Annotated in this window: 24 protein-coding genes and 3 tRNA genes; 15 read left to right on the forward strand and 12 right to left on the reverse strand. The window is 66.4% G+C overall.

The annotated features are described in order from the left end of the window. Nucleotides 1-64: 64 nt before the first annotated feature. Nucleotides 65-1,072, forward strand: coding sequence for a LacI family DNA-binding transcriptional regulator (locus SACMADRAFT_RS25360; protein ID WP_009156720.1), 1,008 nt, complete (start codon nucleotides 65-67; stop codon nucleotides 1,070-1,072). A gap of 98 nt (nucleotides 1,073-1,170) precedes the next feature. Here SACMADRAFT_RS25360 and SACMADRAFT_RS25365 read toward each other — a convergent pair whose 3' ends face one another. The 3 genes from SACMADRAFT_RS25365 to SACMADRAFT_RS25375 are packed head-to-tail and all read right to left on the reverse strand — an operon-like array spanning nucleotide 1,171 to nucleotide 3,255. Next, a complete protein-coding gene (locus tag SACMADRAFT_RS25365) occupies nucleotides 1,171-1,476 on the reverse strand; it encodes an EthD family reductase (RefSeq protein WP_009156721.1) in 306 nt (101 codons plus the stop codon). 12 nt (nucleotides 1,477-1,488) lie between these two features. Continuing rightward, nucleotides 1,489-2,715 (reverse strand): styrene monooxygenase subunit StyA, encoded by a 1,227-nt coding sequence (styA, locus tag SACMADRAFT_RS25370; RefSeq protein WP_009156722.1) that lies wholly within the window; start codon nucleotides 2,713-2,715, stop codon nucleotides 1,489-1,491. 21 nt (nucleotides 2,716-2,736) lie between these two features. Continuing rightward, nucleotides 2,737-3,255 carry a flavin reductase family protein gene (locus SACMADRAFT_RS25375; RefSeq protein ID WP_009156723.1) on the reverse strand — a complete coding sequence of 173 codons (519 nt, stop codon included), beginning with the start codon at nucleotides 3,253-3,255 and terminating at the stop codon, nucleotides 2,737-2,739. An 80-nt stretch (nucleotides 3,256-3,335) separates the two neighbouring features. Here SACMADRAFT_RS25375 and SACMADRAFT_RS25380 point away from each other — a divergent pair, with 80 nt between their 5' ends. From SACMADRAFT_RS25380 to SACMADRAFT_RS30560, 4 genes are all read left to right on the forward strand, one after another. Continuing rightward, complete coding sequence (locus SACMADRAFT_RS25380; protein ID WP_040925891.1) at nucleotides 3,336-4,037, forward strand: IclR family transcriptional regulator; 702 nt, start codon at nucleotides 3,336-3,338, stop codon at nucleotides 4,035-4,037. A gap of 307 nt (nucleotides 4,038-4,344) precedes the next feature. Further along, a complete protein-coding gene (locus SACMADRAFT_RS25385) occupies nucleotides 4,345-4,533 on the forward strand; it encodes a hypothetical protein (RefSeq protein ID WP_009156725.1) in 189 nt (62 codons plus the stop codon). After that, nucleotides 4,520-5,194 carry a hypothetical protein gene (locus tag SACMADRAFT_RS29415; RefSeq protein ID WP_009156726.1) on the forward strand — a complete coding sequence of 225 codons (675 nt, stop codon included), beginning with the start codon at nucleotides 4,520-4,522 and terminating at the stop codon, nucleotides 5,192-5,194. The genes SACMADRAFT_RS25385 and SACMADRAFT_RS29415 overlap by 14 nt, the downstream gene beginning before the upstream one ends. Before the next feature lie 284 nt (nucleotides 5,195-5,478). After that, complete coding sequence (locus SACMADRAFT_RS30560) at nucleotides 5,479-5,625, forward strand: hypothetical protein (RefSeq protein ID WP_198285895.1); 147 nt, start codon at nucleotides 5,479-5,481, stop codon at nucleotides 5,623-5,625. 611 nt (nucleotides 5,626-6,236) lie between these two features. Here the strand turns inward: SACMADRAFT_RS30560 and SACMADRAFT_RS25390 are convergent. Both SACMADRAFT_RS25390 and SACMADRAFT_RS25395 read right to left on the reverse strand, forming a co-directional pair. Further along, nucleotides 6,237-7,184, reverse strand: a complete 948-nt coding sequence (locus SACMADRAFT_RS25390; RefSeq protein ID WP_083840990.1) for an SUMF1/EgtB/PvdO family nonheme iron enzyme — start codon at nucleotides 7,182-7,184, stop codon at nucleotides 6,237-6,239. Nucleotides 7,185-7,243: 59 nt separating this feature from the next. Beyond that, complete coding sequence (locus SACMADRAFT_RS25395) at nucleotides 7,244-8,230, reverse strand: aminotransferase class IV family protein (protein ID WP_232285469.1); 987 nt, start codon at nucleotides 8,228-8,230, stop codon at nucleotides 7,244-7,246. On the opposite strand from SACMADRAFT_RS25395, the gene SACMADRAFT_RS25400 reads away from it, so the two are divergent. Beyond that, nucleotides 8,223-8,411 carry a hypothetical protein gene (locus SACMADRAFT_RS25400; protein WP_009156729.1) on the forward strand — a complete coding sequence of 63 codons (189 nt, stop codon included), beginning with the start codon at nucleotides 8,223-8,225 and terminating at the stop codon, nucleotides 8,409-8,411. The genes SACMADRAFT_RS25395 and SACMADRAFT_RS25400 overlap by 8 nt on opposite strands. Here SACMADRAFT_RS25400 and SACMADRAFT_RS25405 read toward each other — a convergent pair. Beyond that, nucleotides 8,408-8,764, reverse strand: coding sequence for a GntR family transcriptional regulator (locus tag SACMADRAFT_RS25405; protein ID WP_040926819.1), 357 nt, complete (start codon nucleotides 8,762-8,764; stop codon nucleotides 8,408-8,410). The two genes, SACMADRAFT_RS25400 and SACMADRAFT_RS25405, sit on opposite strands and share 4 nt — an antisense overlap. Nucleotides 8,765-8,954: 190 nt before the next feature. Between SACMADRAFT_RS25405 and SACMADRAFT_RS25410 the strand changes: the two genes are divergently transcribed. From SACMADRAFT_RS25410 to SACMADRAFT_RS25430, 5 genes are all read left to right on the forward strand, one after another. Next, nucleotides 8,955-9,212, forward strand: a complete 258-nt coding sequence (locus SACMADRAFT_RS25410) for a helix-turn-helix transcriptional regulator (protein ID WP_009156731.1) — start codon at nucleotides 8,955-8,957, stop codon at nucleotides 9,210-9,212. Nucleotide 9,213: 1 nt separating this feature from the next. After that, nucleotides 9,214-9,624, forward strand: coding sequence for a hypothetical protein (locus tag SACMADRAFT_RS25415; protein ID WP_009156732.1), 411 nt, complete (start codon nucleotides 9,214-9,216; stop codon nucleotides 9,622-9,624). A gap of 317 nt (nucleotides 9,625-9,941) precedes the next feature. Continuing rightward, nucleotides 9,942-11,375 carry a DUF3987 domain-containing protein gene (locus tag SACMADRAFT_RS25420; RefSeq protein WP_232285470.1) on the forward strand — a complete coding sequence of 478 codons (1,434 nt, stop codon included), beginning with the start codon at nucleotides 9,942-9,944 and terminating at the stop codon, nucleotides 11,373-11,375. A 1,336-nt stretch (nucleotides 11,376-12,711) separates the two neighbouring features. After that, the gene (locus SACMADRAFT_RS25425; RefSeq protein WP_009156734.1) at nucleotides 12,712-12,939 is read left to right on the forward strand and encodes an excisionase family DNA-binding protein; all 228 of its coding nucleotides are present in this window, start codon (nucleotides 12,712-12,714) and stop codon (nucleotides 12,937-12,939) included. A gap of 21 nt (nucleotides 12,940-12,960) precedes the next feature. Further along, nucleotides 12,961-14,280, forward strand: coding sequence for a tyrosine-type recombinase/integrase (locus tag SACMADRAFT_RS25430; protein WP_009156735.1), 1,320 nt, complete (start codon nucleotides 12,961-12,963; stop codon nucleotides 14,278-14,280). A gap of 103 nt (nucleotides 14,281-14,383) precedes the next feature. On the opposite strand, the gene SACMADRAFT_RS25435 is transcribed toward SACMADRAFT_RS25430, so the two are convergent. The 4 genes from SACMADRAFT_RS25435 to SACMADRAFT_RS25450 all read right to left on the reverse strand — a co-directional run bounded on the left by SACMADRAFT_RS25435 (nucleotide 14,384) and on the right by SACMADRAFT_RS25450 (nucleotide 15,273). Then, a tRNA-Phe gene (locus SACMADRAFT_RS25435) sits at nucleotides 14,384-14,457 on the reverse strand. A 26-nt stretch (nucleotides 14,458-14,483) separates the two neighbouring features. Then, nucleotides 14,484-14,560: transfer RNA gene (locus SACMADRAFT_RS25440), tRNA-Asp, on the reverse strand. Nucleotides 14,561-14,576: 16 nt separating this feature from the next. After that, nucleotides 14,577-14,649 (reverse strand) — tRNA-Glu (locus tag SACMADRAFT_RS25445). A 378-nt stretch (nucleotides 14,650-15,027) separates the two neighbouring features. Beyond that, nucleotides 15,028-15,273, reverse strand: a complete 246-nt coding sequence (locus SACMADRAFT_RS25450; protein WP_009156736.1) for a hypothetical protein — start codon at nucleotides 15,271-15,273, stop codon at nucleotides 15,028-15,030. A 471-nt stretch (nucleotides 15,274-15,744) separates the two neighbouring features. Here SACMADRAFT_RS25450 and SACMADRAFT_RS25455 point away from each other — a divergent pair, with 471 nt between their 5' ends. Further along, nucleotides 15,745-16,182 carry a hypothetical protein gene (locus SACMADRAFT_RS25455; protein ID WP_009156737.1) on the forward strand — a complete coding sequence of 146 codons (438 nt, stop codon included), beginning with the start codon at nucleotides 15,745-15,747 and terminating at the stop codon, nucleotides 16,180-16,182. 254 nt (nucleotides 16,183-16,436) lie between these two features. Here SACMADRAFT_RS25455 and SACMADRAFT_RS25460 read toward each other — a convergent pair whose 3' ends face one another. After that, nucleotides 16,437-16,640 (reverse strand): cold-shock protein, encoded by a 204-nt coding sequence (locus tag SACMADRAFT_RS25460; RefSeq protein WP_009156738.1) that lies wholly within the window; start codon nucleotides 16,638-16,640, stop codon nucleotides 16,437-16,439. Between the two features lie 404 nt (nucleotides 16,641-17,044). On the opposite strand from SACMADRAFT_RS25460, the gene SACMADRAFT_RS25465 reads away from it, so the two are divergent. From SACMADRAFT_RS25465 to SACMADRAFT_RS25475, 3 genes are all read left to right on the forward strand, one after another. Next, nucleotides 17,045-18,238, forward strand: coding sequence for a L,D-transpeptidase (locus SACMADRAFT_RS25465; protein ID WP_009156739.1), 1,194 nt, complete (start codon nucleotides 17,045-17,047; stop codon nucleotides 18,236-18,238). Between the two features lie 85 nt (nucleotides 18,239-18,323). After that, nucleotides 18,324-18,905, forward strand: coding sequence for a PaaI family thioesterase (locus tag SACMADRAFT_RS25470; protein WP_009156740.1), 582 nt, complete (start codon nucleotides 18,324-18,326; stop codon nucleotides 18,903-18,905). Further along, nucleotides 18,905-20,086 (forward strand): metallophosphoesterase, encoded by a 1,182-nt coding sequence (locus SACMADRAFT_RS25475; RefSeq protein ID WP_009156741.1) that lies wholly within the window; start codon nucleotides 18,905-18,907, stop codon nucleotides 20,084-20,086. The genes SACMADRAFT_RS25470 and SACMADRAFT_RS25475 overlap by 1 nt, the downstream gene beginning before the upstream one ends. A 15-nt stretch (nucleotides 20,087-20,101) precedes the next feature. Here the strand turns inward: SACMADRAFT_RS25475 and SACMADRAFT_RS25480 are convergent, their stop codons facing one another. Then, nucleotides 20,102-22,453 (reverse strand): serine/threonine-protein kinase, encoded by a 2,352-nt coding sequence (locus tag SACMADRAFT_RS25480; RefSeq protein WP_050998420.1) that lies wholly within the window; start codon nucleotides 22,451-22,453, stop codon nucleotides 20,102-20,104.

A 22,453-nucleotide genomic window follows, 5' to 3' on the forward strand; every position in this document is an offset into this window, starting at 1 on the left:
GCCCGAGGACACGCCGATGTAGGCTTCCCGGGTTGAGACGTTTCACGGGAGTGGGAGTCGCGGTATGTCTCCGAGCATCAAGGACGTCGCCGAACGGGCAGGCGTCTCCGTGGGAACGGTGTCCAATGTGCTCAACCGGCCGGAGCGGGTGTCGGAAAGCACCAGGCAGACCGTGCTGGCGGCGATCTCGGAACTCGGGTTCGTGCGCAACTCCTCAGCGGCCCAACTGCGGGCGGGCACCAGCCGCTCGATCGGCCTCATCGTGCTCGACATGGCCAACCCGTTCTTCCACTACGTGGCCAAGGGCGTGGAAGAGGTCGCCGACGAACTCGGCTACGCCGTGGTGCTGTGCGACTCCGACGACCGGGCGGCACGAGAGGACCGCTACCTGCAAGTGCTCGAGGAGCAGCGGGTGCGCGGTGTGCTCATCACGCCGATCGAGGTCAGTTCGAAACGGCTGGACGCGCTACGCAGGCGCGGCACTCCAACCGTGCTGGTCGACCGGCACGACCCGAGGGTGAACTGCTGCTCGGTGGCGGTGGACGACGTGATCGGCGGGCAACTGGCAGGCAACCACCTCACCGAACTCGGCCACGAACGGATCACCTACTTCAGCGGACCGCTCACGCTGCGGCAGTGCTCGGACCGGTTGCAGGGGTTACGCCGTGCCGTCGCTTCGGCAGGACTCGACCCGGACAGCGCGATCGACGTCGTGGAGGCACCCGCGATGAACGCCCGGCTCGCACACGACCTCGCGCGCGATCGGTTCGGTGAGGGCGACGACACCACTGCGGCGTTCTGTGCCAACGACCTGATGGCGCTCGGTGTGCTGCGCGCGGCGCTGAGCACCGGTCGCCGCGTGCCGGGGGACCTTGCCATCGTCGGTTACGACGACATCGAGTTCGCCGCCGACGCCGCCGTGCCGCTCACCTCGATCAGCCAGCCCACGCAACAGATCGGCAGAGCAGCCGCGCAGCTACTGGTGGAGGAGTGCGACCACCCCGAAACGCACGCACACCAGCAGATCATGTTCAAACCGGAACTGGTGGTCAGGGAGTCCACCACCCCCTGACCCGCGAGTCCCGCGCCCCTGCCCGCGAGTTCTGCGTTCCCGCCCGCGAGTTCTGCGTTCCCGCCCGCGAGTTCTGCGTTCCCGAGGGGCGATGCCACTCAGCCGTCGGCGACGGGATAGTCCAGGATGATCGCCCCACCCGTCGCGTACTTGGGCACGTCGGCCGAAACAGCCTGACCCTGCGGGGACGCCAGCGCCGCGCGCATCGCGTCGGGGTCGGCGAACTCACCCTCGAACACCGCGAAGAACCCCTGGTCGTGGCCGGCCGTCCGCACGTCGAAGGTGTATCGCATCGACAGCAGGCCGGGCAGTTGCTCCACCAGCGGGATGTGCGTACCCAGATAGTGCTGCTTGAACGCCTCGGGATCGGTGGGAGGGTGGTAGAGGACAACCATCTTGTGCATCCCGGTCTCCTTTCAACTCATGCCGTGACCGGCAAGGAAGTTCCTGGTCCGCTCGGGGGTGGCCAGGATGTCCCACTGGCGCTCCGGGTAGCTGAAGTTGTCCGTGAACGTGTCCGCCACGGCCTGGTTCTGCGACATCGCGCCGAGCAGTTCCAGCAGGTGCGGAGGCGGCGGCGTACGGATCATCAGATTCGTCCAGTCCGACACCGCGTGCACCCGGTCTTCCCTGCGGCGTGCGACCTTCTTGCAGAAGCGCTCGTCGAAGTTCTGGTCCTCCAGGATGGTCTGCCCCAGTTCCCATGCCGAGTACGAGGCCGAGTTGGCTCCCTGCCCGATGACCGGGTCCACCACCGTGTGGACGTCACCGACCGCGACGACGTAGCGTCCGTTGGGCAGTCGGGTGTAGTCCTCCCGCACGGAGGGCACAACGGCGCCCTGGAGCAGGTCCTGCGGTCCGGTCAGCCGGAAGGCGGCGGGGTCGATCCGCTCGAAGGTCGTCGGGTGGTGCTCCGAAACGACCTTGAGCACCAGCTTCTCGAAGGCCGCGGGATCGTCGTCGTATTGGGTCGCGGTCAGCACCTCGAACTCGCCGCCTGGCACGGCCTCGAACAGCAGCGCGGTGACGTGGCCCGCGAAGGAGTACATCGGGATCTCCAGCAACTCGCCGTGGCCCGGCGAGATGCTCATCGTGACGCCCCTCGGTTCGGAGTGCGCCACCCCTTCGTAGAGACCGACACACAGCTTGCGCTGCGGCGTGTCGTACGGGGACTTGTCGGCCCTGCGCGGGAACATCGCGCCCATGCCGCCCCGGCCGGTGGCGATCACCACCAGGTCGTGCCGCTGCGACAGTTCCTCCACGTCGGCTGCCTGCACGGGGCGCACCTCGAACTCGCCGCCACGCTCGACGAAGTCCGAAAGCAGTCTCGGCAGGTAGATCCGGTAGTCGATGGCACGGGACGGGGCGGCGAAGAAGCCGGGGAAGCGCAGCGGCTGCGGCCCACCGATGTAGTGGTGGTGGCCGAAGTAGCCGTACTCCTCGATGTCCCAATGGTCCACGCCGAGCAGCCGCTCGCGTTCGACAGTGGCGTGGTGGTGGGCGACGGTGTTCGGGATACGACCGCCTGCCAACTGCTCTGCCGTGCGGTCGCTGTAGATCGTCACGGGCACGCCGTGCCCGCGCAACAGCAGGCCAAGGTGCAACCCGGCGACGCCCGCGCCTACGATCCCGATCCCTTCCATGAGCGGCTCCCTTGTCCAAGTTCAGTGTGTGTAGACGTTGTCGGCGTCGCTGTCCAGTGCCCGGTAGTCTCCGGTGAAGAACACCAGTGGAGTGGCGTCGCTGTAGTCGAGGTGTTTGACATGGCCGACGTACAGCAGGTGATCACCAGCGTCATGGGTGTCGACCACGTCGCAGCCGATCTGGGCCATCGAGCCTCGCAGGAACGCGCAACCGTCGACCAGATCGAACTCCGGCCGCAGGCCGGGTACCGGGTTACCGGCGAAGTGCCGCGAATGCGGGCGTTGGTGCTCGGTCAGGATGCTGACGCCGTAACGCCCGGTCCGTTCCAGCAGGGCTGCCATCCGAGATGTCTTGCTCAGTGAGACCAGCACGAGCGGCGGGTCGAGCGAGACAGAGAGAAAACCGTTGGCGGTCATGCCGTGGATGTCTGCGTCGTCAACGGTCGTGACCACGGTGACACCGCTGGTGAACCTGCCCATGGTGCGGCGAAAGTGGGTGGGGTCGACGGTCGAGCGGTCCAGCGGGGACTTCGTCCTCACAGCGCTCCTCCGCAAGAATCGCATAGCGAGCAGGTTACTCACCGTACAGCTCTATATACGAGCAAGGTAGCTTGGAGTTTGTGAGCGAGGCAACATCGTCCAGAGCGAGCGTGCGCTCGCAGACGCTCGACCGCGCCCTCGATGTCCTCGACGTGCTCTCGGACGGGCAGCCGCGATCGAGCCAGGAGCTGGCCACCGCCTCGGGGCTGCACCGCTCGATCGTCTACCGCATCCTGCGCACCCTGGAGGACCGCAGGCTCGTCAGCCGTACCGCCGAGGGTCGCTACACGCTGGGCCTGGGACTGTTGGTGCTGTCGCGCACCGTGCTCGGCGACGCGCAGGCCGAGTTGCAGGACCAACTCGGCCAGCTCGCGAACGCCGTTTCGGCCACGGCGTTCCTGGCGGTGCCACAGGGACGCGAGGTGGTGGCGCTGGTGACGGTCGAACCGGCACGGCACCGGGCGGCGATCGCCTACCGTCCGGGGGCACGCTCGCCCATGGACCGAGGCGCGTGCGGGTTGGCGATCCTGTCGGCGCAGCCCGCGCGACCGGACGAACGACCCGAGGTCACGTGGGCCCGGCAGACCGGCTACGTACGCACGGTTGGCGAAGTGCATGCCGGGCTCACCGAGATCGCAGCGCCCGTCCCGCTCGGGCACGGCTCGGCGGCCGCGGTAGCTGTGGTATTCGTGTCGGGCGACGTGGACGAGACACGCGCCGCCGAAGAGGTCAAGTCGGTGGCCGCACGCATGAGCAAGCCCACCGAGATATGGGAGCTGTGAGCACGTCGTGCTGCCGCCGACGATCAGCTCGGCACGCTCTGCCGTGACATCCCAACTGAACCTTACTGACGGTAGCCGGGCCGTCCGCGTCTGCGGACCCGCAACGTTACAGGCCACGTCGCCTTGGCCAACCCACTCGGCGCGGTTGCGCTACCGACAGTAAGAAATGGTAGCGAAGGCACCGCAAGTCGTATCGATCGTTGGTGCTTTCGCGTGACATCTGCAACGGACACCGCAGGCAGGCGATGTAATTGTCGTTCCCAGCAGGATGATGGAGATGTAGGCACAGGAACAGGCAGGAGACGCCATGGCACACGCCGTTGAAGTCACCAGGGCTGAGTTACTCAAGCGACGACAACAGATCTTGCGACGCTTCGACACGAACCTGGAGGAGTTCACGGAGCGCGCGAAGTCCTTCAGCTTGGTCGGCGAAGAGTGGGATGCCTGGGACGAACTACAAAACATCGCATTCCTCTTGGGTGATGACAAGAGCTGACCTCGTCTCCGAGGTCGACAGGTTTACCTCGGAGACAGAAGAACTGCTCCGGTCCTGCTTCGCGATGGTCGATGAGCCCAGCACTGAAACGCGCGGCGACCGCCTGGTGACGAAGATCAGAGCGCATCTCACCGGGCGAAGCAAACAAGAACTCGCCGAACTCGACATATATCAGCGATTCTGCCTAGACAGTACCGAAACGTATCTTGCCGTAGAGCAGTCCGTCTTCAAAGTCACCGCGAATATCGACAGGACGCCGATCGTTCGTTACGATTACGATCGCCTCGCACACTCAAAACCTTCGTCACATATTCAGATCCATACACATCGCGGCGCGGTGTCGCACCTCCTATCACAAACTGAACACCCCAAGCCACACGCGATTGAGTCACTTCACTTCCCGACCGGTGGTGCCCGATTTCGGCCGTCCCTGGAAGACCTGCTCGAGTTTCTTATCAAGGACTGCAAGTTCACAGCCAAAGATGACTGGTCGGCAGCGGTGAGAAAGGGCCGCGAACGTTGGCGCAGGCTACAGGCCCGGGCGATCGTCCGCGACGCACCCAGCGAAGCAGTCGCCGCCTTGACGAATCTTGGCTACGACGTCAAACCCCCGAGCAACGGCGTTCCTGCTGACAGCACCAAGGCACTCCATACCTGGTGAAAACACTCCTGCAGCAACGCGTGGGTGCGGCTCGACCCTGAGGGGCCGCGCACGGAGGCTCGTACCGGATTCACCATCCTCAACCGCGGCGCTTGGGTCCTCGACCAAGTCGACCAGGCTGCTGTGCGGTGGCACCTGCGATTGGGAGAGCGCCGGTACCAAGTGGCACGAGCGAGGGCGGGGTCTCACGCAGTCGAACGGTAAGCCGCTCGACCCGCGAGCCGGTTACGAGGAATGGCGGACGCTGCCAGCGGAGGCCGGCGCACGAGATGCGCGCCTCCACGATGGGCGACACAGCCGCCACAGTGCTGCTCACTCTTGGCCTCCCCGACCGCACGGTCATGGAAATCGTGGGCTGGTCGACGGTTTCCATGAAGGCGCGTTACATGCACGTCACCGAGGACTGCGGCGAGACGTCGCCGACCGGCTGAACGGCTGCATCTGGAGGAATGGCTGGCGCGCAGAGACATCACCCGAACCTTCTCACTCCCAATGTTCGTGAGAGAAGATCGTTTCATGGACGATGCCTACCGTCTTGTCAAGCTAATCTCGCTTGTCAGCTGGGCCGGCACTGGAGACAATCGAGCGTCTATGGGTGAATGACGTCACCGAGACGTGCTGGCGACTCAAGATCGCCAACTACCAGGAGCGGTTCGACAAGGCCGGCTGACGACTACCGTCTGCCCACCGTTTAGCGTGGCGAGGGGTCTGCACCCACTACTGATGACGCCCCTCTCGACGCCCACACCGCAAAACGGCCCCGAATCCAATGGGTTCCGGGGCCATTCTCACAGGTCAACGGTGTGGCCAGGGCCGGGGTCGAACCGGCGACCTTCCGCTTTTCAGCTCTCGGGATGACCGTTCAGCCACGTCCGACCGGTACCGCGACCTGCGGAAAACACGCTGGCTGGAACAGTTGGGGCAGTCTGAACGGGCTTGAACTGCAACGCGGACTGCAACGCGCAGCAAATCAGGAATGAGCCGCTCAGTCGCTCTCTGCTGACCGTCAGGAGCCACGCGCCCCCCAGTGTTCCAGCAGCCCTTAACGCCCGTGACGGTCACTCAGCAGGGTGTCGAGCGCTTCCACCGATGTCGCGCACCGAAAGCCGGTGTCGTCGTCGCACATGGTCGCGGCCGCGTCGTTGAACGACGACGGCGTGGCACGGTCGAACAGGCTTGTCCACGCTCCGCCCTTCAGCTCGTACCGGCCGTGCCGAGTCTCGGTCGAGCACCACTCCCAGACGTTGCCGCACATGTCGTAGACCCCGTACGGGCTGATACCGCTCTGGTAGCAGTCCACGGGGGTTGTGGAACCGACGCCGTTCTCTCGGACGTTGCACTTCGCCGGGGTTGGCTGGTCACCCCAGGGATACACGTTGCCTCGCGTGCCGCGGGCCGCCTTCTCCCACTGCTGGCTGGTCGGTAGCGTCTTGCCTGCCCATTCCGCGTATGCGGCAGCGTCATACCAGGTCACGAACACGACCGGATGGTCAGCGAGCCCCTCGGGGTAGCGGCCGTTCTCCCACCGTTGCGGCGGTGTCCGCCCTGTGGCAGCGAGGAACTGCGCGTACTGAGCATTGCTCACGAGATGAGCGTCAAGGTAGAACTCAGGCACCCAGACCGGTTCGTTGCTGGGACCGGACAGGAAAACGCTCCCCTCCACCTTGACCATGTCGCTGCCGTCGCGAGGATGCTTGATCCGGTCGGAACCGATGGGCTCGGGATGCAGGTCGGGTTGAGCATCCGAAACGAGCGAATCGCCGACGAGGTGCGCGAACCGGGCACGGGTGTCCGCGTCCGACCGTGTCAGGCAGGTGTCGAGCGCGGCCTGGTTGACCGGCCGGGGACGTATGTTCTCCCGACCGGCTTCCCACTTGGAGATCATGCGCTCGCTGACGCCCAGGTGTGCGGCGAACTCGCGGATGCTCATCCGCTTCGCCTCGCGAAGTGCACGTACCTCGATGCCGGTCCACCGTTCGACCGTCGCCACTCGCTACCCCCAAGGTGAGACATCCCGCGAGGGGAGCGTAGCGGACCGTGTCCGCCGGACTACACGGTTTCGCCGGGGATGTCCGCGTACAGCTCGCGCAGCTCGTCAAGGATCTTGTGAGTGGTTGGCCATTCCGTGCTGTCAACTGCGGCGACCGGCCGGACGCCGGTCGCGGCATTTGTAGCGAACGCAGCTTCCATGCCACCCAGGTGCGACAGGGTCAAGGGCTCCGTCGCTACCGGCTCGTCAAGTGCCCGGTTGATCAGGTTCATCGTGGTTCCGGCGAGCCACTCCGAACGGGGCCAAACGACTTGCCCGTCACGAATGAACCCGATGTTCGACGTGGCAATTTCCGAGATCGTGCCATCGGGGTTGACGAAGAGGACGTCGTCGTAGCCTTCACGCTGCGCGTCGCGCCGATGCTTCAGGGCGCCGAACAGGCCGATGTGCTTCACAGACGGCATCTCACGACGGTAGGACGCTGCTTGGAGACGCAGCGGCGGAGAAGCGGCATCCGGGGCAGGTCTCGTGGTTACGAGTATGTGCGGGTCAGCGTCCGCCCCGATGTTGCCCAGGCCGAGTGCGGGGTCGTACACGGTGACCCGTACAACGGTGCGTCGAGCGTCGCTGCCGAGAGCATGGCGCACGTAACCGCGCACTCGCTCGGTGTCCAGTTCGACGTCGAACAGTTGGCGGCAGTCCCTCGCCAACCGTTGCATGTGGAGTGACAGCCCGCGCACCTCGCCACGCTCGACCAACATCGACGTGAAGTGGCCGTAGTTGGTCAACGCAAGGGCCTTGATCTGGTCGGGGTCCGGTTCGACACCGTTCAGTTGCATGCCGTCAGCCTCCCATCTGAGTGGCCTCGATCGCGCCCTGACAGCCGCGAAGTTCAGCGGAGGTTCAGTGCCGCTGGTTCGGCAGAAGTTCAGCGCTGAGGGGGTTTCTGGACAGTTCTCACCCGCGCTGGCTGGCAGCACGCTGGAGACATGAGCAAGCACGGCGCAGCCAGCAACGATTGCGACGGAGGGAGCAACGATGGCCAAGCAGACGTTTCCCGGACTTCAGACCAGCACCAACCCGCTGAAAAAGGTGATCGGCACCGTAGTGGTCCTGGCGCTCTTGGTAGTCGTCGCGAAATACCCAGCCGACGCCGCGAGCTGGGTGAAGACACTGCTGAGCTGGCTCGACGGCGTTGTGACCTTCTTGCGTCAGGTGGGCGGCTAGCGCGCCTTGACTTCCCGCAGCTCGCGCTCAAGGACATCCAGGCGGCGGCGGATGGAGGCCAGTTGCGAGTAGACCTCGGCGAGGTCGCCGGTCTCCCCTGCCGCTTCCTCTTGAGCCGGTTTCGATCGGACGAACGAACCCTGTCCTTGGCGAGTGATGATCAAGCGCTCTTGCTGGAGCAGACCGTACGCGCGTTTCACGGTGCCGACCGAAACGCCGTACTGCTCCGCGATGGCCTGGTGAGGCGGAAGCTTGTCTCCCAGCTTGTAGCTGCCGTCCTCAATGTCGCCCCGGATCGCGGAAGCGACCTGGAGATACGGCGGTCGTACGTCGTCAGGGTCGAGGCTGTCCACGACCAGCAGGATACGCCACACAGGCAACTAACCCATCTAGGTGATAACAGCTTACCTAGGTTGTCTATGTTGGCTGTTTTCTCTAGTGTTGCAGTCGTCGCGCGAGTCACTGACTCCCCCGACACGGCAGAAAGCCCCGACCGGTGCTGGAACACCGGCCGGGGCGAACATCGAAACCTTGGGAGCATCGATGCAGTTCGAGCCTAACCGGATGTACCGGGTGAAGGCAGTGGCAGAGGCGCTGGACGTCTCGGCTACGACGATCTACCGGGCCATTGAGGCCGGGAAGCTGGACGCGCTGAAGCTGGGCAAGGCCACCTTGCGCGTCACGGGCGCGGCCGCGAACGCCTACGTCAATGCGTGTTCGGAGGCGGCGTATCAGTCCTACGTGGTCGAGGGTGTCTCGGCTGCGGACGCTGAGGGCGAGCAGGCTGGGGAGGTGGCCTGAAATGACCAGCGCCTTGTCTACGAGCCGTTCGTTGCACGCCGGTGCCGTGGTCGGCGGGCATGAGGTCGATTTCATCGCCTCGCACCGCGAGGACAACGACACCCCGGTAGCTATGGCGGTCACGCTGACCGTGCCTGTGTCGCTGGAAGATGTCGCGGCGATGCTCTGGATAGCGGTCAACGGTGGCGCGACCTTCGAGGAACTCGACGCCGACTACACGCGCGAGTTCGTGGCCGAGACGCTGCTCAACGTTGGCGGCCTGGGCATCTCCGACGCGCGGTTGGAGATGGCCGCGGCGAAGCCTGGCACCGGTGAGTACGCGATCGCCCAGCAGGTACGCCGCCACGCGCGCGAGGTATTCGGCGCCTCCGTACCCGCGCCACGCGCACGCGTAGCGCTCGCCATGGGGTAGGCGCGCAGCTGCGGCGCGCCGTTCATGAGTTCCGGTCCGGCGGGTCCTCTCGACCCACCGCGCAAGGTTGGTGCTGAACGCCTCGCCGGGCCGGGTCCTCCACCTCGATCGGGGTCGATCGAGGCGACCCACAGCAATGGACCTGCGGGAATCGACCTCGATCGGGCCGCCTCGATCGCTCGCGCTGACCAGCGAAAGTCGAGGCAGTCGAGGGGTCGACTCGACTCGACGACACACCCGTTCACGAACACCCATCCCCTCTGGTGAGGAGTCTGGATTTGACCGCCCCACAGCCAGGCGAACGACACCTTCGCCCGGTGAACGCGCCCGGTGAACCCTCTACTGGCGTTCTTCCCGAACCTTCGTCCGAGGTTCTTCCCGAACCCGCCGACCTGCATGGGAAGAACCCCTCGACTGGCGCGGTCGAGGTTCCTCCCGGGTCGCGGCAACCACCGGTCGTCGACCCGGAAGCGCGTGCGGCGGAGGAAGTCGCGCGGGCACGGGGGGCGCTGCCGCCGTTGGACGCTGCCGCGTTCGACTGCTACCTGGGTCGCGTGGTCGAGGCAGTCGCGGAGTTCACCGAGGGCGACCCGGTGAACGTGCTGGCCTCGCTGATCTGCGTCACCGGGGTGCACTTGGGCCAGAAGCCGCACGTGCGCGCCGGGGACGATGTACACCCGCTGTTGGTGTGGCCGTTGATCATCGGGCGAACCGGTTCCGGCCGCAAGGGCGCGGGCTGGTCCAGCGCGAAGCGGATCGCGCTCGCGGCAGGCCCGGACTTCATGAGCACCAACGTTCGTTCCGGACTGACCTCCGGTGAGGGCCTGGCCGCCATGTTCGCCGACGACCAAGACGCTGACGACAACGGGGAGAAGGCTGGCCGCCGCACAGGTGGCCGACTCCCCGCCGGTGACCGCCGCCTGCTGGTGTTCGAAGCCGAGTGGGCCGCCGTCATGGCGCGCATGAAGCGCGAGGGCAACAGCCTCTCCGCCACCCTGCGAGGTGCGTGGGAAGGCGGCGACCTATCCACCCTCGCCGTGTCCGCGCGCATCGCCCCATCCAGCCACGTCGGCATCGTCGCCCACATCACCCCGGAAGAGTTCCGCGCGAAGGTGTCCGCTTCCGACCTCGCGGGCGGCACCTACAACCGCTTCCTGCCCATCATGGTCGCCCGTGCCCGGTTCCTGCCCGGTGGGCAGGGCGCACCACTGGCCATCATCAACGGGTTGGGAGCGGAGCTGGCCGAACGGCTGGAACACGGTGGTGAACTGGGCGCGCTCGGGTTCACCACCGCCGGAGACGAGCTGTGGCGACGGCTCTACGTCGAGTTCGGCACCGACTCCGGCGACAGCGGACCGGTCGAGCAGTTCGTGTCCCGCGCGGCCCCGTACTGCCTGCGCATCGCCGGTATCCACGCAGCCCTCGACGGAAACAGCGCCATCGACGCTGGCCACCTCATCGCCGCCGCCGCACTCGTGCGCTACGCCATCGACTCCGCCCGTGCCGCGTTCAACCAATCCGCTGAGACGGCCAAGCTCGCCGCCTGGATTGCCGCCGCCGGAGCCGAGGGCCGCACCCGCGAACAGGTCCGCTCGGACTTCTACGGCCGCAACAAGAAAGCCGACGAAGTCAACGCCCTGCTGGACACCCTCGCCCGTGCAGGGCGCATCACCGCGACCAAACGCCCACCCGCCAGCGGACGCGGCAGACCCACCGAGGTCTACACCGCCGTTCAAGTGCCACGCGGTTAACGCGGAAACGCGGAAACACCGTGACCAGGCCAAACCTCGCTCGGCACCGCCGATTAACCGCGTACCTACGCGGTAAATCCGCTACCCGCACACACGAAACCGCAGGTCAACGCATTACCGCGTTACCGCGTATATCGCGTACCACCCGGAAGGACACCCACGGACCATGCCCACCCGCCAGCGGACGCGGCAGACCCACCGAGGTCTACACCGCCGTTCAAGTGCCACGAACTCAACGAACTTACGAAGTTTGCCCCTGACCAGGGCAAACCCGCGCAGCAAAGTTCGTAGCTACGAACTTTGCGCCCCACAAAACCCCAGCTCACACCCAAAGTTCGTAACTTCGTCAACTTCGTCAGGAGGAAACCATGCCCACCCATGTAGCCGCTGATGCCGGGGAGGCCGTGGGGAGGCGGGGAGTTCTCCCCAACACCCTCCCCGCCTGTCCTCCCCCCGCTGAGCTGCCCAAACCGATCGTGGGGAGGCTGGGGAGTCACCGTCACAGCCATGGCAGACAGCCTCGAACCGGGGTTGTTGGACATCGCGGGCGGCCTCCCTCCCCACCCGCCGGTGCGTCGAGGGAGGGAATCACCCCTCCCGCCGCGAAAGCCGCTCACAGCAGGTCTCAGCGGGTCGGATTCCCTTGCCTCCCTGCCTCCCTCCAACAGCCTTTCCGCACGTCAACCCGAGGGAGGCGGCCAAGGGAGGCGGTGAGGGAAAATTCCCTCCAGCCCCGGCGACTCCCTCGCCGATTCCCTCCGCCTGCCTACCGTGCCCACACCCGCGGCACGGCCCGGCCACCGCCACGCACAGCACCGGGCAGCGGGTCAACGGGCGGTGAGGCCGCGAGTGAGCCGGCACCGGCGAGTTAGGTTCCTAACTCGCCACCCGGAACGGGGCTAACCCACGCTGACCAGCACGAAGTTAGCCAGTGAGCCCAGTTAGCCCCCGCCGCCAGCCCTACCTGACACGGCGAATACGGGGGTGGCGACCGTCAAGGCCCGAGCTAACTCACCGCCCCACCCACGCAGCCAGTGACACCGACGACACGGGAGTGAGTCGAACCGAAGCCACCCCCGTACCCGCCCAGAACCGGCCCCACACCGGCGGTGACTCACTCCGGTCACTGACTCACTTCCCGCCTGTTTCCCCAGCACACAGCCAGTGACCGGGCCTAGTGAGCGGGCAAGTGAATATCCACTCCCACCCGCGCCACTCACTGGCCCAGTCACTACGCACTCACTACCGCCCCAACCCTCACACCAACCCATAAGAAGGAGCACGCCATGCCATCTCCGCGACCCCACACCACCGCGAACCACGGGAGCCGCAGCAGATGCACACCCCCCACACCAACCCGACAACCACCCCGAACCGCGGGCGAGTGCTCCTGACCGTCGAGGAAGCCGCCCAGCAACTGTCCATCGGCCGAACCACCATGTACGCCCTCATCAAAGCCGGACACATCACCACCGTCCGCATAGGCCACCTCCGCCGCGTACCCGCCGACGCCCTCACCACCTACGTCCAGCAACTCACCAACACCCAGCACACCGCAGCCTGAACACCCAGAGGGACATCACACATGCCACGCAAGAAGCGATCCGAGGGCACCCGACGTCCCAACGGAGCCAGCTCGATCTACCAAGGCAGCGACGGCAAGTGGCACGGCTGGGTCACGATGGGCACCCGCGACGACGGCAAACCCGACCGCCGCCACCTCCAGCGCAAAACCGAAGCCGAAGTCATCGACGCCGTACGCGAGCTCGAGAAGCAGCGCGATTCAGGAAAGGTCAAGAAGCCTGGCCGTGCATGGACCGTAGAGAAGTGGCTCACGCACTGGTTCGAGAACATCGCGGCACCATCCGTTCGCCACAAAGCCGCGAACGCGTACCGGACCGCTGTGTACCGGCACCTAATCCCGAATTTGGGAGCGCATCGGGTTGACAAGATCGAGCCGGAACACTTCGAGAAGCTGTACGCGAAGATGTTGACTTCTGGACTCAAGGCAGGGACGGCACATCAGGTACATCGGACAGCCCGCACCGCGTTTGGTGAGGCATTGCGGCGCGGGCACACCGTTCGGAATCCGGTTGAGCTGGCGAAGCCGCCACGGCTCGAAGAAGCGGAGATCGAGCCATTCGAGGCAGACGAGATAGGTCAGCTTCTCGTAACGGCATTGTCGTGGCGAAACGGCGTCCGTTTCGTGCTTGCCTTGACGCTCGGAACACGGCAGGGCGAAACGATCGGCCTGAAGTGGTCACGCCTGGACAGGAAGCACAAGGCTCTCCGCATCGCGAAGCAATTGCAGCGGCAGACCTGGAAGCACGGATGCGACAACCCGCACAAGTGCGGTGCGAAATACCACAAAGCGAATCCGTGCAAGGAGGACTGCAAGCGGCACCAGCGCAAGCCGTGTCCACCCCCGTGTCCGCCGGACTGCACGAGTCACGCGCGGTGGTGTCCGAAGCGCCACGGTGGCGGCCTGGTCGAGGTGGACGTGAAGTCCCATGCTGGCAAGCGAGGGATCGTGCTGCCTGATCGCCTGTATGACCTCCTGATTGCGCACGAGGAGAAGCAGGCCAAGGAGCGCGAGCTGGCCGGGTCGGAGTGGCACGAGGGCGACTGGATGTTCGCGCAGCCGAACGGAAAGCCGCTGGACCCGCGACGCGACCTCGACGAGTGGAAGGCGTTGCTCGAAGCGGCCGGGGTGAGGGAGGCCCGGTTGCACGACGCACGCCATACGGCCGCGACCGTGCTGCTTGTGCTCGGCGTCCCTGAGCGGGCCGTCATGGAGTTCATGGGATGGTCCAACACCGCGATGGCTAAGCGGTACCAGCACATCACGGGAGCGCTCCGGCGAGACATCGCGGACCGGCTGAACGACTACTTGTGGGAGTCCTGACCGGCACGTAACCGAGGCCAACTGCAACCAAGACTGCAACGAGGCCGGATGCGAAACAGCCCCCGCTGTGATCGGCGGGGGCTGTTTGCGCTGGTATGGGGTGTGGCCAGGGCCGGGGTCGAACCGGCGACCTTCCGCTTTTCAGGCGGACGCTCGTACCAACTGAGCTACCTGGCCGAAACGCCGGTACGAAACCGAACGCATGGCGACCCTGACGGGACTCGAACCCGCGACCTTCGCCGTGACAGGGCGACGCGCTAACCAACTGCGCCACAGGGCCATATTCAGTTACAGCGTACTCCCAACGGGATTCGAACCCGCGTTGCCGCCTTGAAAGGGCGGAGTCCTAGGCCGCTAGACGATGGGAGCCCAGTCGGTTCGGCGTGGAACCGATCGACCGTGCTCTCAGGTCCCCCTGGGAGCGACTACAAGTCTATGACACCGCCTCAAGCCCTTTACACGCGGGTTCCACTTCCCGTCACCAAGTCTTTGACCTCGACAAACAAGGACGTTCACCCCAGGAGGGGCTGGATGCGGGTCGAGCATGTCCACACCTCGGTTGATCGACAACAGTGTTGCGGAAGAGCTGTCGCGCCGTTAGCGAAAGCGAAAGACCTTCCAGCCGAGTGCGGCCACGTGAGGCAATCGATTGCCTGTTGTCGGTCTGGACCAGTAACTTGGCTGTCGGGTTGCCCAGGTGCACGACCAGGGGGTGTGCATCTGGGCAATTTCATGATCGCCTGCGATTCACCGCTGAACCGGCGCCTTCCCATCCTTGTCCGGGGTGAGGCCGAGCATGTCGAGCAACTTCGCGCAGTCCTCGACGCTCGCCGCACCCCGAGCCACAGCGAGCCGCGCCCTGCGTACCTGATCATCGGAAACACGTTCGGTATCTCCCTGCCCGGCGCGCTGCGCGGGCAGGTTGCCGTACCCGGTCTGGCTCTCTCCCTCGTAGCGAAGGAGAAACTCCCGAACCTCCACCGACCCGCTCATGGCTCCTCCAAAGGGGCTCCTGGATCACTTCGCCGCGAGGCTAGCGAGCGGCCGAACGAAGCCACAGCCCCCCGCAGAGTGAACCTCCGAGCACGCTGCGTCGACTTGAGCCGCCAATCGGGCACAGCTGCAAGGTGAACCCCCGGGAACGAGAAAGTGACAGGTCGGGGGGGGTTTTTGCCACGCAGCACTCGCTATCCGGCCGCGAGTCGTGTAACAATCAACGTGCTGACACACCCCCGGTCAGCGCCTGTGGAGATCCCCTCCGGCCCCCGCGTTCCTCCCCCTGGCGCGGGGGCCTCTCCATTTGTGCCGCGGGCGCGTGGACAGGCAACACAACTACCGACCTGCGACCGGCCGAGTGAAGGCGTTCCTCCGGTCGGAGCAAGGCGCACCGGGTTTTCGGCGACAGGTCGTGTGGGTGGGCCCACAGGAGTAGGAACGTCGAGACATAACCGTTATCGTGGGGCCGTGCCACTTCCCTCATTCGGACGGCAGAGCAGCCGCACCCCTGGCAAGAACGCGAACGACCGACGTCGTCGCGAGCCTGCGAAGACCAGCGCGGAGCCGCCCGCCGACGACCACGAACTATCGAGCTATCTCGCGGCACTGGCGCCGGAGTCGGCTCCCGAGAGCACCGGGTCCGGACGCCGGTTCGGGGAAGCCCAGGTCTACCAGCTGCGGATGAACCACATCGCGGGACAGCAGCTGAAAGACATCGCCACCGAGCGGGGCACCTCTCCGCAGGCGCTGGCGCTGGAATGGGTGCTCGAGCGGCTCTCGTGGGAGTCGCAGGGCTCCGCCGACCGGCTTCAGCAGACCGCGCACGACCCCGACGAGCCGATCACCGACGAGTTCGTCGTGGATCGCACCCAGTGGGAGCAGCCCGTCCGCGGCAGCCTCCGCTGACGACAAGGGACGGCCGACTCCGTACTGATGCGGCTACTGGGCCAACCGGACACCCTGCCGCACAACGACCTCGCGCTGCGCAAAGGCGCGGCAAGCATCGGCGCCGCTGCGCAAACCCGCCGAAAAGCCAGAGCTACCGGAGGTAGGGCACCCCTAACCCGACCCCGAAGACCCGCCGGCAGCCCGACCCAAAGACCGAGCCCCCCGTCACGATCCGCGACGGGGGGCTCGGTGTTGTCAGTGGGCGTCCCGCGTCAGAGCGCGCGGACCTTCTGGGCCTGCGGGCCCTTCTGGCCCTGGCCGACCTCGAACTCCACTCGCTGGTTCTCCTCGAGCGTGCGGAAACCGCGACCCTCGATCTCCGAGTAGTGAACGAACACGTCGCCCTCGCCACCGTCCTGGGCGATGAATCCGAAGCCCTTTTCGGCGTTGAACCACTTCACAGTGCCTTGCGCCACCGCTTTACTCCTCGTTGCTGTTCCGCTTGAACGCCACCGAAGTGCCGTCCCGGCCGTCCCGGGCGGTTCCAACGAGACGAGCAACGAGCGCGCTTGGCTCAAGGCTCGCGTCAGAAGTTCCGCGAGTGTGAAGCCACGAACACGCAAAACGACGGCCACCCCGAAGCCTACCGGCTACCGACGATTTGCGAACCCCTCCGTCCACGGGTTGGTCCGACCGGGCGGATTCCGCGACGAAAGGTTGCGCGGCGGCCGCTTCCGGCGATCCCGATGTCGTCGGGATAGGTCGCCGACACTCGATGACGCCTCGGGCATAGAATGTGGCCATTGTCACTTTCCGCGGCGGCAAACGAAGAGTCCGCCCATGGCGTCAGTGAGTTGTAGGGGCAACAGAGGGGCACTCAGTGACATATCGGGTGGGAACACCGGGCAAACGGGGTATCGCGGGGATGGCGCTGGCGCTGGTCGCCGCGCTCGGGCTCAGCGCGTGTACAGGGGACGGCACAGTAGGCGGGCAGGCGCTGGAGCAGCCCGACCCGCCCGCGCCGTCGGCGAAGGTGGTCGCTCAGCCGGCCAACGGGACCTCCGAGGTGAAACCGAGGGACCCCGTCCAGCTTTCGGTGACGGACGGCACGATCAAGTCGGTCGCGCTGAAGAATCCAGCGGGCGAGAAGGTCGAGGGTGAGCTCTCCGACGACGAGCGCACCTGGACGGTCACCGAACCGCTCGGCTACGGCAAGCAGTACACCTGGTCCGGTAACGCGGTAGGCAAGGACGGCAAGCAGGTGCCCATCAAGGGCTCCTTCAGCACCGTCACACCTGCGGCCACGAACTCGGCAAAGCTCAACGTGGGTGACGACCGCACGTACGGCATCGCCATGCCGATCGCCATCAGCTTCGACGCACCGGTCCGGGACAAGGCGGCGGTGGAGAAGGCCCTCGAGGTGCGGACGACACCGCAGACCGAGGGTTCCTGGGCGTGGTTGGAGCAGGACACCTCGGTGCACTGGCGGCCGAAGGAGTACTGGCAGCCCGGGACCGAGGTGGACGTCAAGGCCGACCTGTACGGCGTGCACATGGGCGACGGGGTCTACGGGGCCAACGACCTGACCGTGAGCTTCGACATCGGGCGCTCGCAGATCGTGAAGGCGAACACCCAGACGCACCGGATGATCGTCATCAGGGACGGGGTGCAGGTCGCCGACTACCCCGCGAGCTTCGGGCTCGACTCCGACCCCGGCCGGGTCACCCGCAGCGGTACGCACGTGGTGATGAGCAAGCACTCGACGTACTTCATGAACAACCCTGGCTACGGCTACGAGGACTTCGAGGTCCAGTGGGCGGTGCGCATCTCCAACAACGGCGAGTTCACGCACTCCGCTCCCTGGTCGGTGGCCGACCAGGGAGTGCGCAACGTTTCGCACGGCTGCATCAACCTCGCGCCCGCCAACGCGAAGGCGTACTTCGACAGCGCGCTGATGGGTGACCCCGTCGAGATCGAGGGCAGCACGCAACGCCTCGGGCCGAAGGACGGCGACTATCACGACTGGTCCTACTCGTGGGAGGAGTGGACGGCCAAGTCGGCCCTCAGTCAGTGACGTTTCCGGGTGGCGGATTGGCTCAACAGCACGTGTGAGCAAGACCGCCACCCGGTAATCGCCTGCTACCGGATACCGTGGACGGGTGAGCAAACCCGCACAGAGCTGGCCACCGGTCGATACGGAACCGGCCGTGCCGCACCCCGACGCGCCCGCACCGGGCAGCAAGCTGGGAGTGCACTACGCCCACTGCTTCGGTTGCGGCGACGAGGTCGAGTCCGGCCTGCACATCCAGTCGACCGTTGCTGAAGGCGCCGTCGTCACCTCGCAGTTCACGGTGTTGGACGAACATCAGGGCGCGCCAGGGCTCGCCCACGGCGGCCTGCTGGCATGCGCGTTCGACGAGGCGCTCGGCACCGCCGTCGGCAACCTGCTCCGCAAGCCCGCGGTGACCGGCAAGCTGGAAACCGACTTCCGCCGTCCGGTTCCGGTCGGTTCGGTGCTGCACATCGTGGCCAAGCTCGACGGCGTGGCGGGCAGAAAGATCTACGTGAGCGCCAACGGGCATCTCAACGCCGAGGACGGCCCCATCGCCGTCCAGGCGAGGGCGTTGTTCGTCACCGTCGGGGTCGGGCACTTCACCGCGCACGGCGACTCCGACGCGCTGCAGAAGTTCCGTGAGGCGCGCCTGCGGAGCGGGCATCAGGACTGGGACATCAATCCCTGATGTTCTTCTTCGTGGCGATCGGCGTGCTTGCCGTCGTCCACCTCTACCTCTGGAAACGCCTCGTCCTCGACACCACCCGCGCGGGCACACCCGCCCGCCGGGTCGCCACGGCGGTACTGGCGACGCTGGCGTTGCTGATGGTGGCGGCGCTGGCTCTCGGAACCCGGGTGGACCCCGACATCGCGCGGTGGTTCACCTGGCCCGGCTACCTGTGGCTGGCGATCTTCTTCTACCTGGTGCTGACCCTGCTGGTGCTGGAACTGCCCAGGTTGGCGCTGGTGCCCTGGACGCGGAAGCTGCCCGCATCGGCTGACAGCGGGCCCGCTTCGGTTGACGCCGATCCCGCCTCGGTGAGCAGGCGGGTGGCGCTCGCGCGCGGTGCCGCGGCGGTCGCGGGTCTCACGGCCGCAAGCCTCGTCGGCTACGGCACCACGGTCGCGTTGGGCCCGCCCACCATCACAAGGGTTCCCATCACGCTGCGCAGGCTCGACCCACGGGCCGCCGGGTGCCGCATCGCGCTGATCAGCGACCTTCACCTCGGCCCGATCCTCGGCCGCTCGTTCACCGAACGCATCGTCGATCTCGTCAACGCCGAGCGGCCCGACGTGGTGGCGCTGGCGGGTGACCTGGTGGACGGTGACGTCGCCGACCTGGCCGACGCCGCCGCACCACTGGCCCGGTTGCGCAGCAGCTACGGCACCTTCTACGTGACCGGCAACCACGAGTACTACGTGGGCTACCGGCAATGGGTCGAGTACGTGCCCTCGCTGGGCATCCGCCCGCTGCGCAACGAGCGGGTCGAGATCAGCCACAACGGTGGCGTGTTCGACCTCGCGGGCATCAACGACGCCACGGGCTACCAGTGGCAGGACGCGGGCGATGTCGGCGAAGCCGTGGCCGGGCGCGACCCTTCCCGTGCCGTCGTGCTCGTGGCACACCAGCCGGTGGACGTGCGGCACGCGGTGCGACACGACGTCGACCTGATGCTCGCGGGCCACACCCACGGCGGCCAGCTGTCTCCGTTCGAACTGATCGTGAACCTGCAGCAGGGTGCGGTCGCCGGCTTCTACCAGGTAGCGGGCACCAAGCTGTACGTCACCCGTGGCGCGGGATTCTGGGGCCCGCCGGTGCGCGTCGGCGCGCCACCGGACATCACCGTCGTCGAGTTGCGGCCCGCGTAGCCCGCGCCGAGTAGGTCAGGTCAACGTGCGCGGCCGAATCGCGTTGGCCTTGTCGACGAGTTCGATCCGCTGCTCCGTGCGCGTGGCCAGCCTGGCGAGCGCCCGGTAACAACGTTCCAGCCCGAACCGCAGCTCGCGCTCCGACAGCTCCCAGCCGAGGATCCTGGAACCCTGCCTGGGGGCCACCCGCCCCGAGGTCAACCAGGCGAAGGCCGCCTCCAGCACCTCGGCCGCGAGCCAGGTCCTGCGCTCGGCGTCCAGTGCCAGCCGCTCCAGCCTGCCTGCGGCGTCCAGCAGGTCGCGTTCGATCATCGCCTGATCGCTGCTTCCACTCACCTGCGTCTTGATCTTGATGGCGGCGACCTGCGCGGCCACATGGTGAGTGGACGAAGCGGGCACCGACTCCAGCACCTCGATGGCGCCCGCCCTGGCACCCTGCGCCAGATACACCCTCGCCAGTCCGAAAGCGGCACTGACGTAGGACCTGTCGGTGCGCCAGACCAGCTCGTAGAGCCGGGAGGCGTTGAAGTAGTCGCCGACCGCCTCGGCGCTGATGGCCAGCGCCAGCTTCGGTGCGATCTCCCCTGGCAGCTCGTCGTAGACCGCGTCGAACGCCACGTGCGCCACCCGAGGTCGACCACCCGCGAGTTCGATCAATCCCCGGTACCAGTCGATGCGCCAGTCGTGCGGGTAGCCGGTCTTGATCGCCAGGTACTGCGCGGCCTGCAACTGCCGGTTGGCCTCGGCCAACTCACCGAGATCGATGCGTGCGCGCACGATGCGCAGCCGCACCTCGATCGATTCCCTCGGCGCGTTGGCGAGTGCCTCGATCGCGGTCTTCGGGTCGACCGACAGCGTACTCGCGAGCACACCCGCACCCGGGTCGTCGGTGTAGACCTGCGGAATCGGCAGGCCGGTGACCACCTCGTGCGGGTCGGGCAATGGCACGGGCTCACCGGGCGGAGGAACGGCCAGGTCCACGCCGAAGGTGTTGGTCTCCGGCCCGAACACGGTGGAGGGTCCGGGCCTTGGCTTGCCGGTGCCGAGCGCCATGATCTCGCGCAGCACACCGGTGAGCTGGTCGGCCATGTCCTCCGCGGAAAGGAAGCGCCGGTCAGGGTCGGCGTGCGTCGCCCTGCGCAGAAAGCGGTAGTAGGAGCCGAACAGCTTGAACAGCGGCACGTCGTCGGCCGGTGGCAGCGTGGTCTTGTACTTGGTGGTGTAGCCGCTGAACTCGAAACTGAGCACCGCGAGCGTGCGGCCGACGGTGAACAGGTCCGATGCCACCGAGGCGCCACGGGTCGGCAGTTCGGGGGCGCTGTAGCCGGAGGTGAAGAACAGCGGGCTGGAGTAGTCGTCCATCCGCCGAACCGCGCCGAGGTCGATCAGTTTCAGCTGCTCGTGCGTCTGGATGACGTTGTCGGGCTTGAGATCGCAGTACAGCAGGTTCTGGCTGTGCAGGTAGCCGAGCGCGGGCAGGATCTCGAGCCCGTACGCGATCACCTGCCCGATCGGCAGCGGCTCGGCCCTGCCGGTCTCCCTGTGATGAGCCAGTGCGAGCTGCCGCAGCGACTGCCCACCCACGTACTCCATCACGATGTAACCGACGGCGTTGCCGGTGTCGGGGTCCGGGTGCTGGACGAAGTTGTAGATCTTGACGATGTTGGGGTGCTCGACCTCGGCGAGGAACCGTGTCTCGTTGACGGCGGCAGCCATCGCGGTGGTGTCGCCGGTGTTGATGAGTCCTTTGAGGACCACCCACCTGCTGCTCACGTTGTGGTCGCGGGCGAGGTAGATCCAGCCGAGCCCGCCGTAGGCGAGCGCACCGAGCACCTCGTACTGGCCACCGACCAGTTCCCCCGGCCGAAGTTTCGGTACGAAGGAGAACCGGGTGTCGCAGTCGGGGCAGGACCCTTCCGGCTGTCCTGGCTCGCCGTTTCGACCCCTGCCCACCTTCGCGCCGCAGTTCGCGCAGAAACGCTTCTCCTCCGACACGGCCGGGTTGGTCAGCACCGCCGAAGCCGGGTCACGGTAGGGAACCTGCGGCACCTCCACCAGGCCTGCTCCCAGCCTGCCTCGCCGCGACGTGCGGGAGCCGGTGCGCCGGGAGGTTCCTGGGAAGGCACCGGAACCGGTGTCCGGCCCGGTTCCGCCTCCGGTGCCCAGACCGCTGCTCGTGCTGGGCGGCAACACGCTTTCGGTGCCGGGGTCCGGCAACTCGGCAGGCCCGCTTGCTTCGGGAGCAGGCGTGGGTGGGGTGATGCTCTCGGTCACCGGAGCGGCGGTCGCGAGCACGCTGGTCGGCTGTGCCTGGTGCTCGTCGGCTGCCTGCCAAGCGGGGCGCACCACCTGTTCCTGCGGCACCAC

This window comes from Saccharomonospora marina XMU15 (assembly GCF_000244955.1).
Lineage (GTDB): Bacteria > Actinomycetota > Actinomycetes > Mycobacteriales > Pseudonocardiaceae > Saccharomonospora_A > Saccharomonospora_A marina.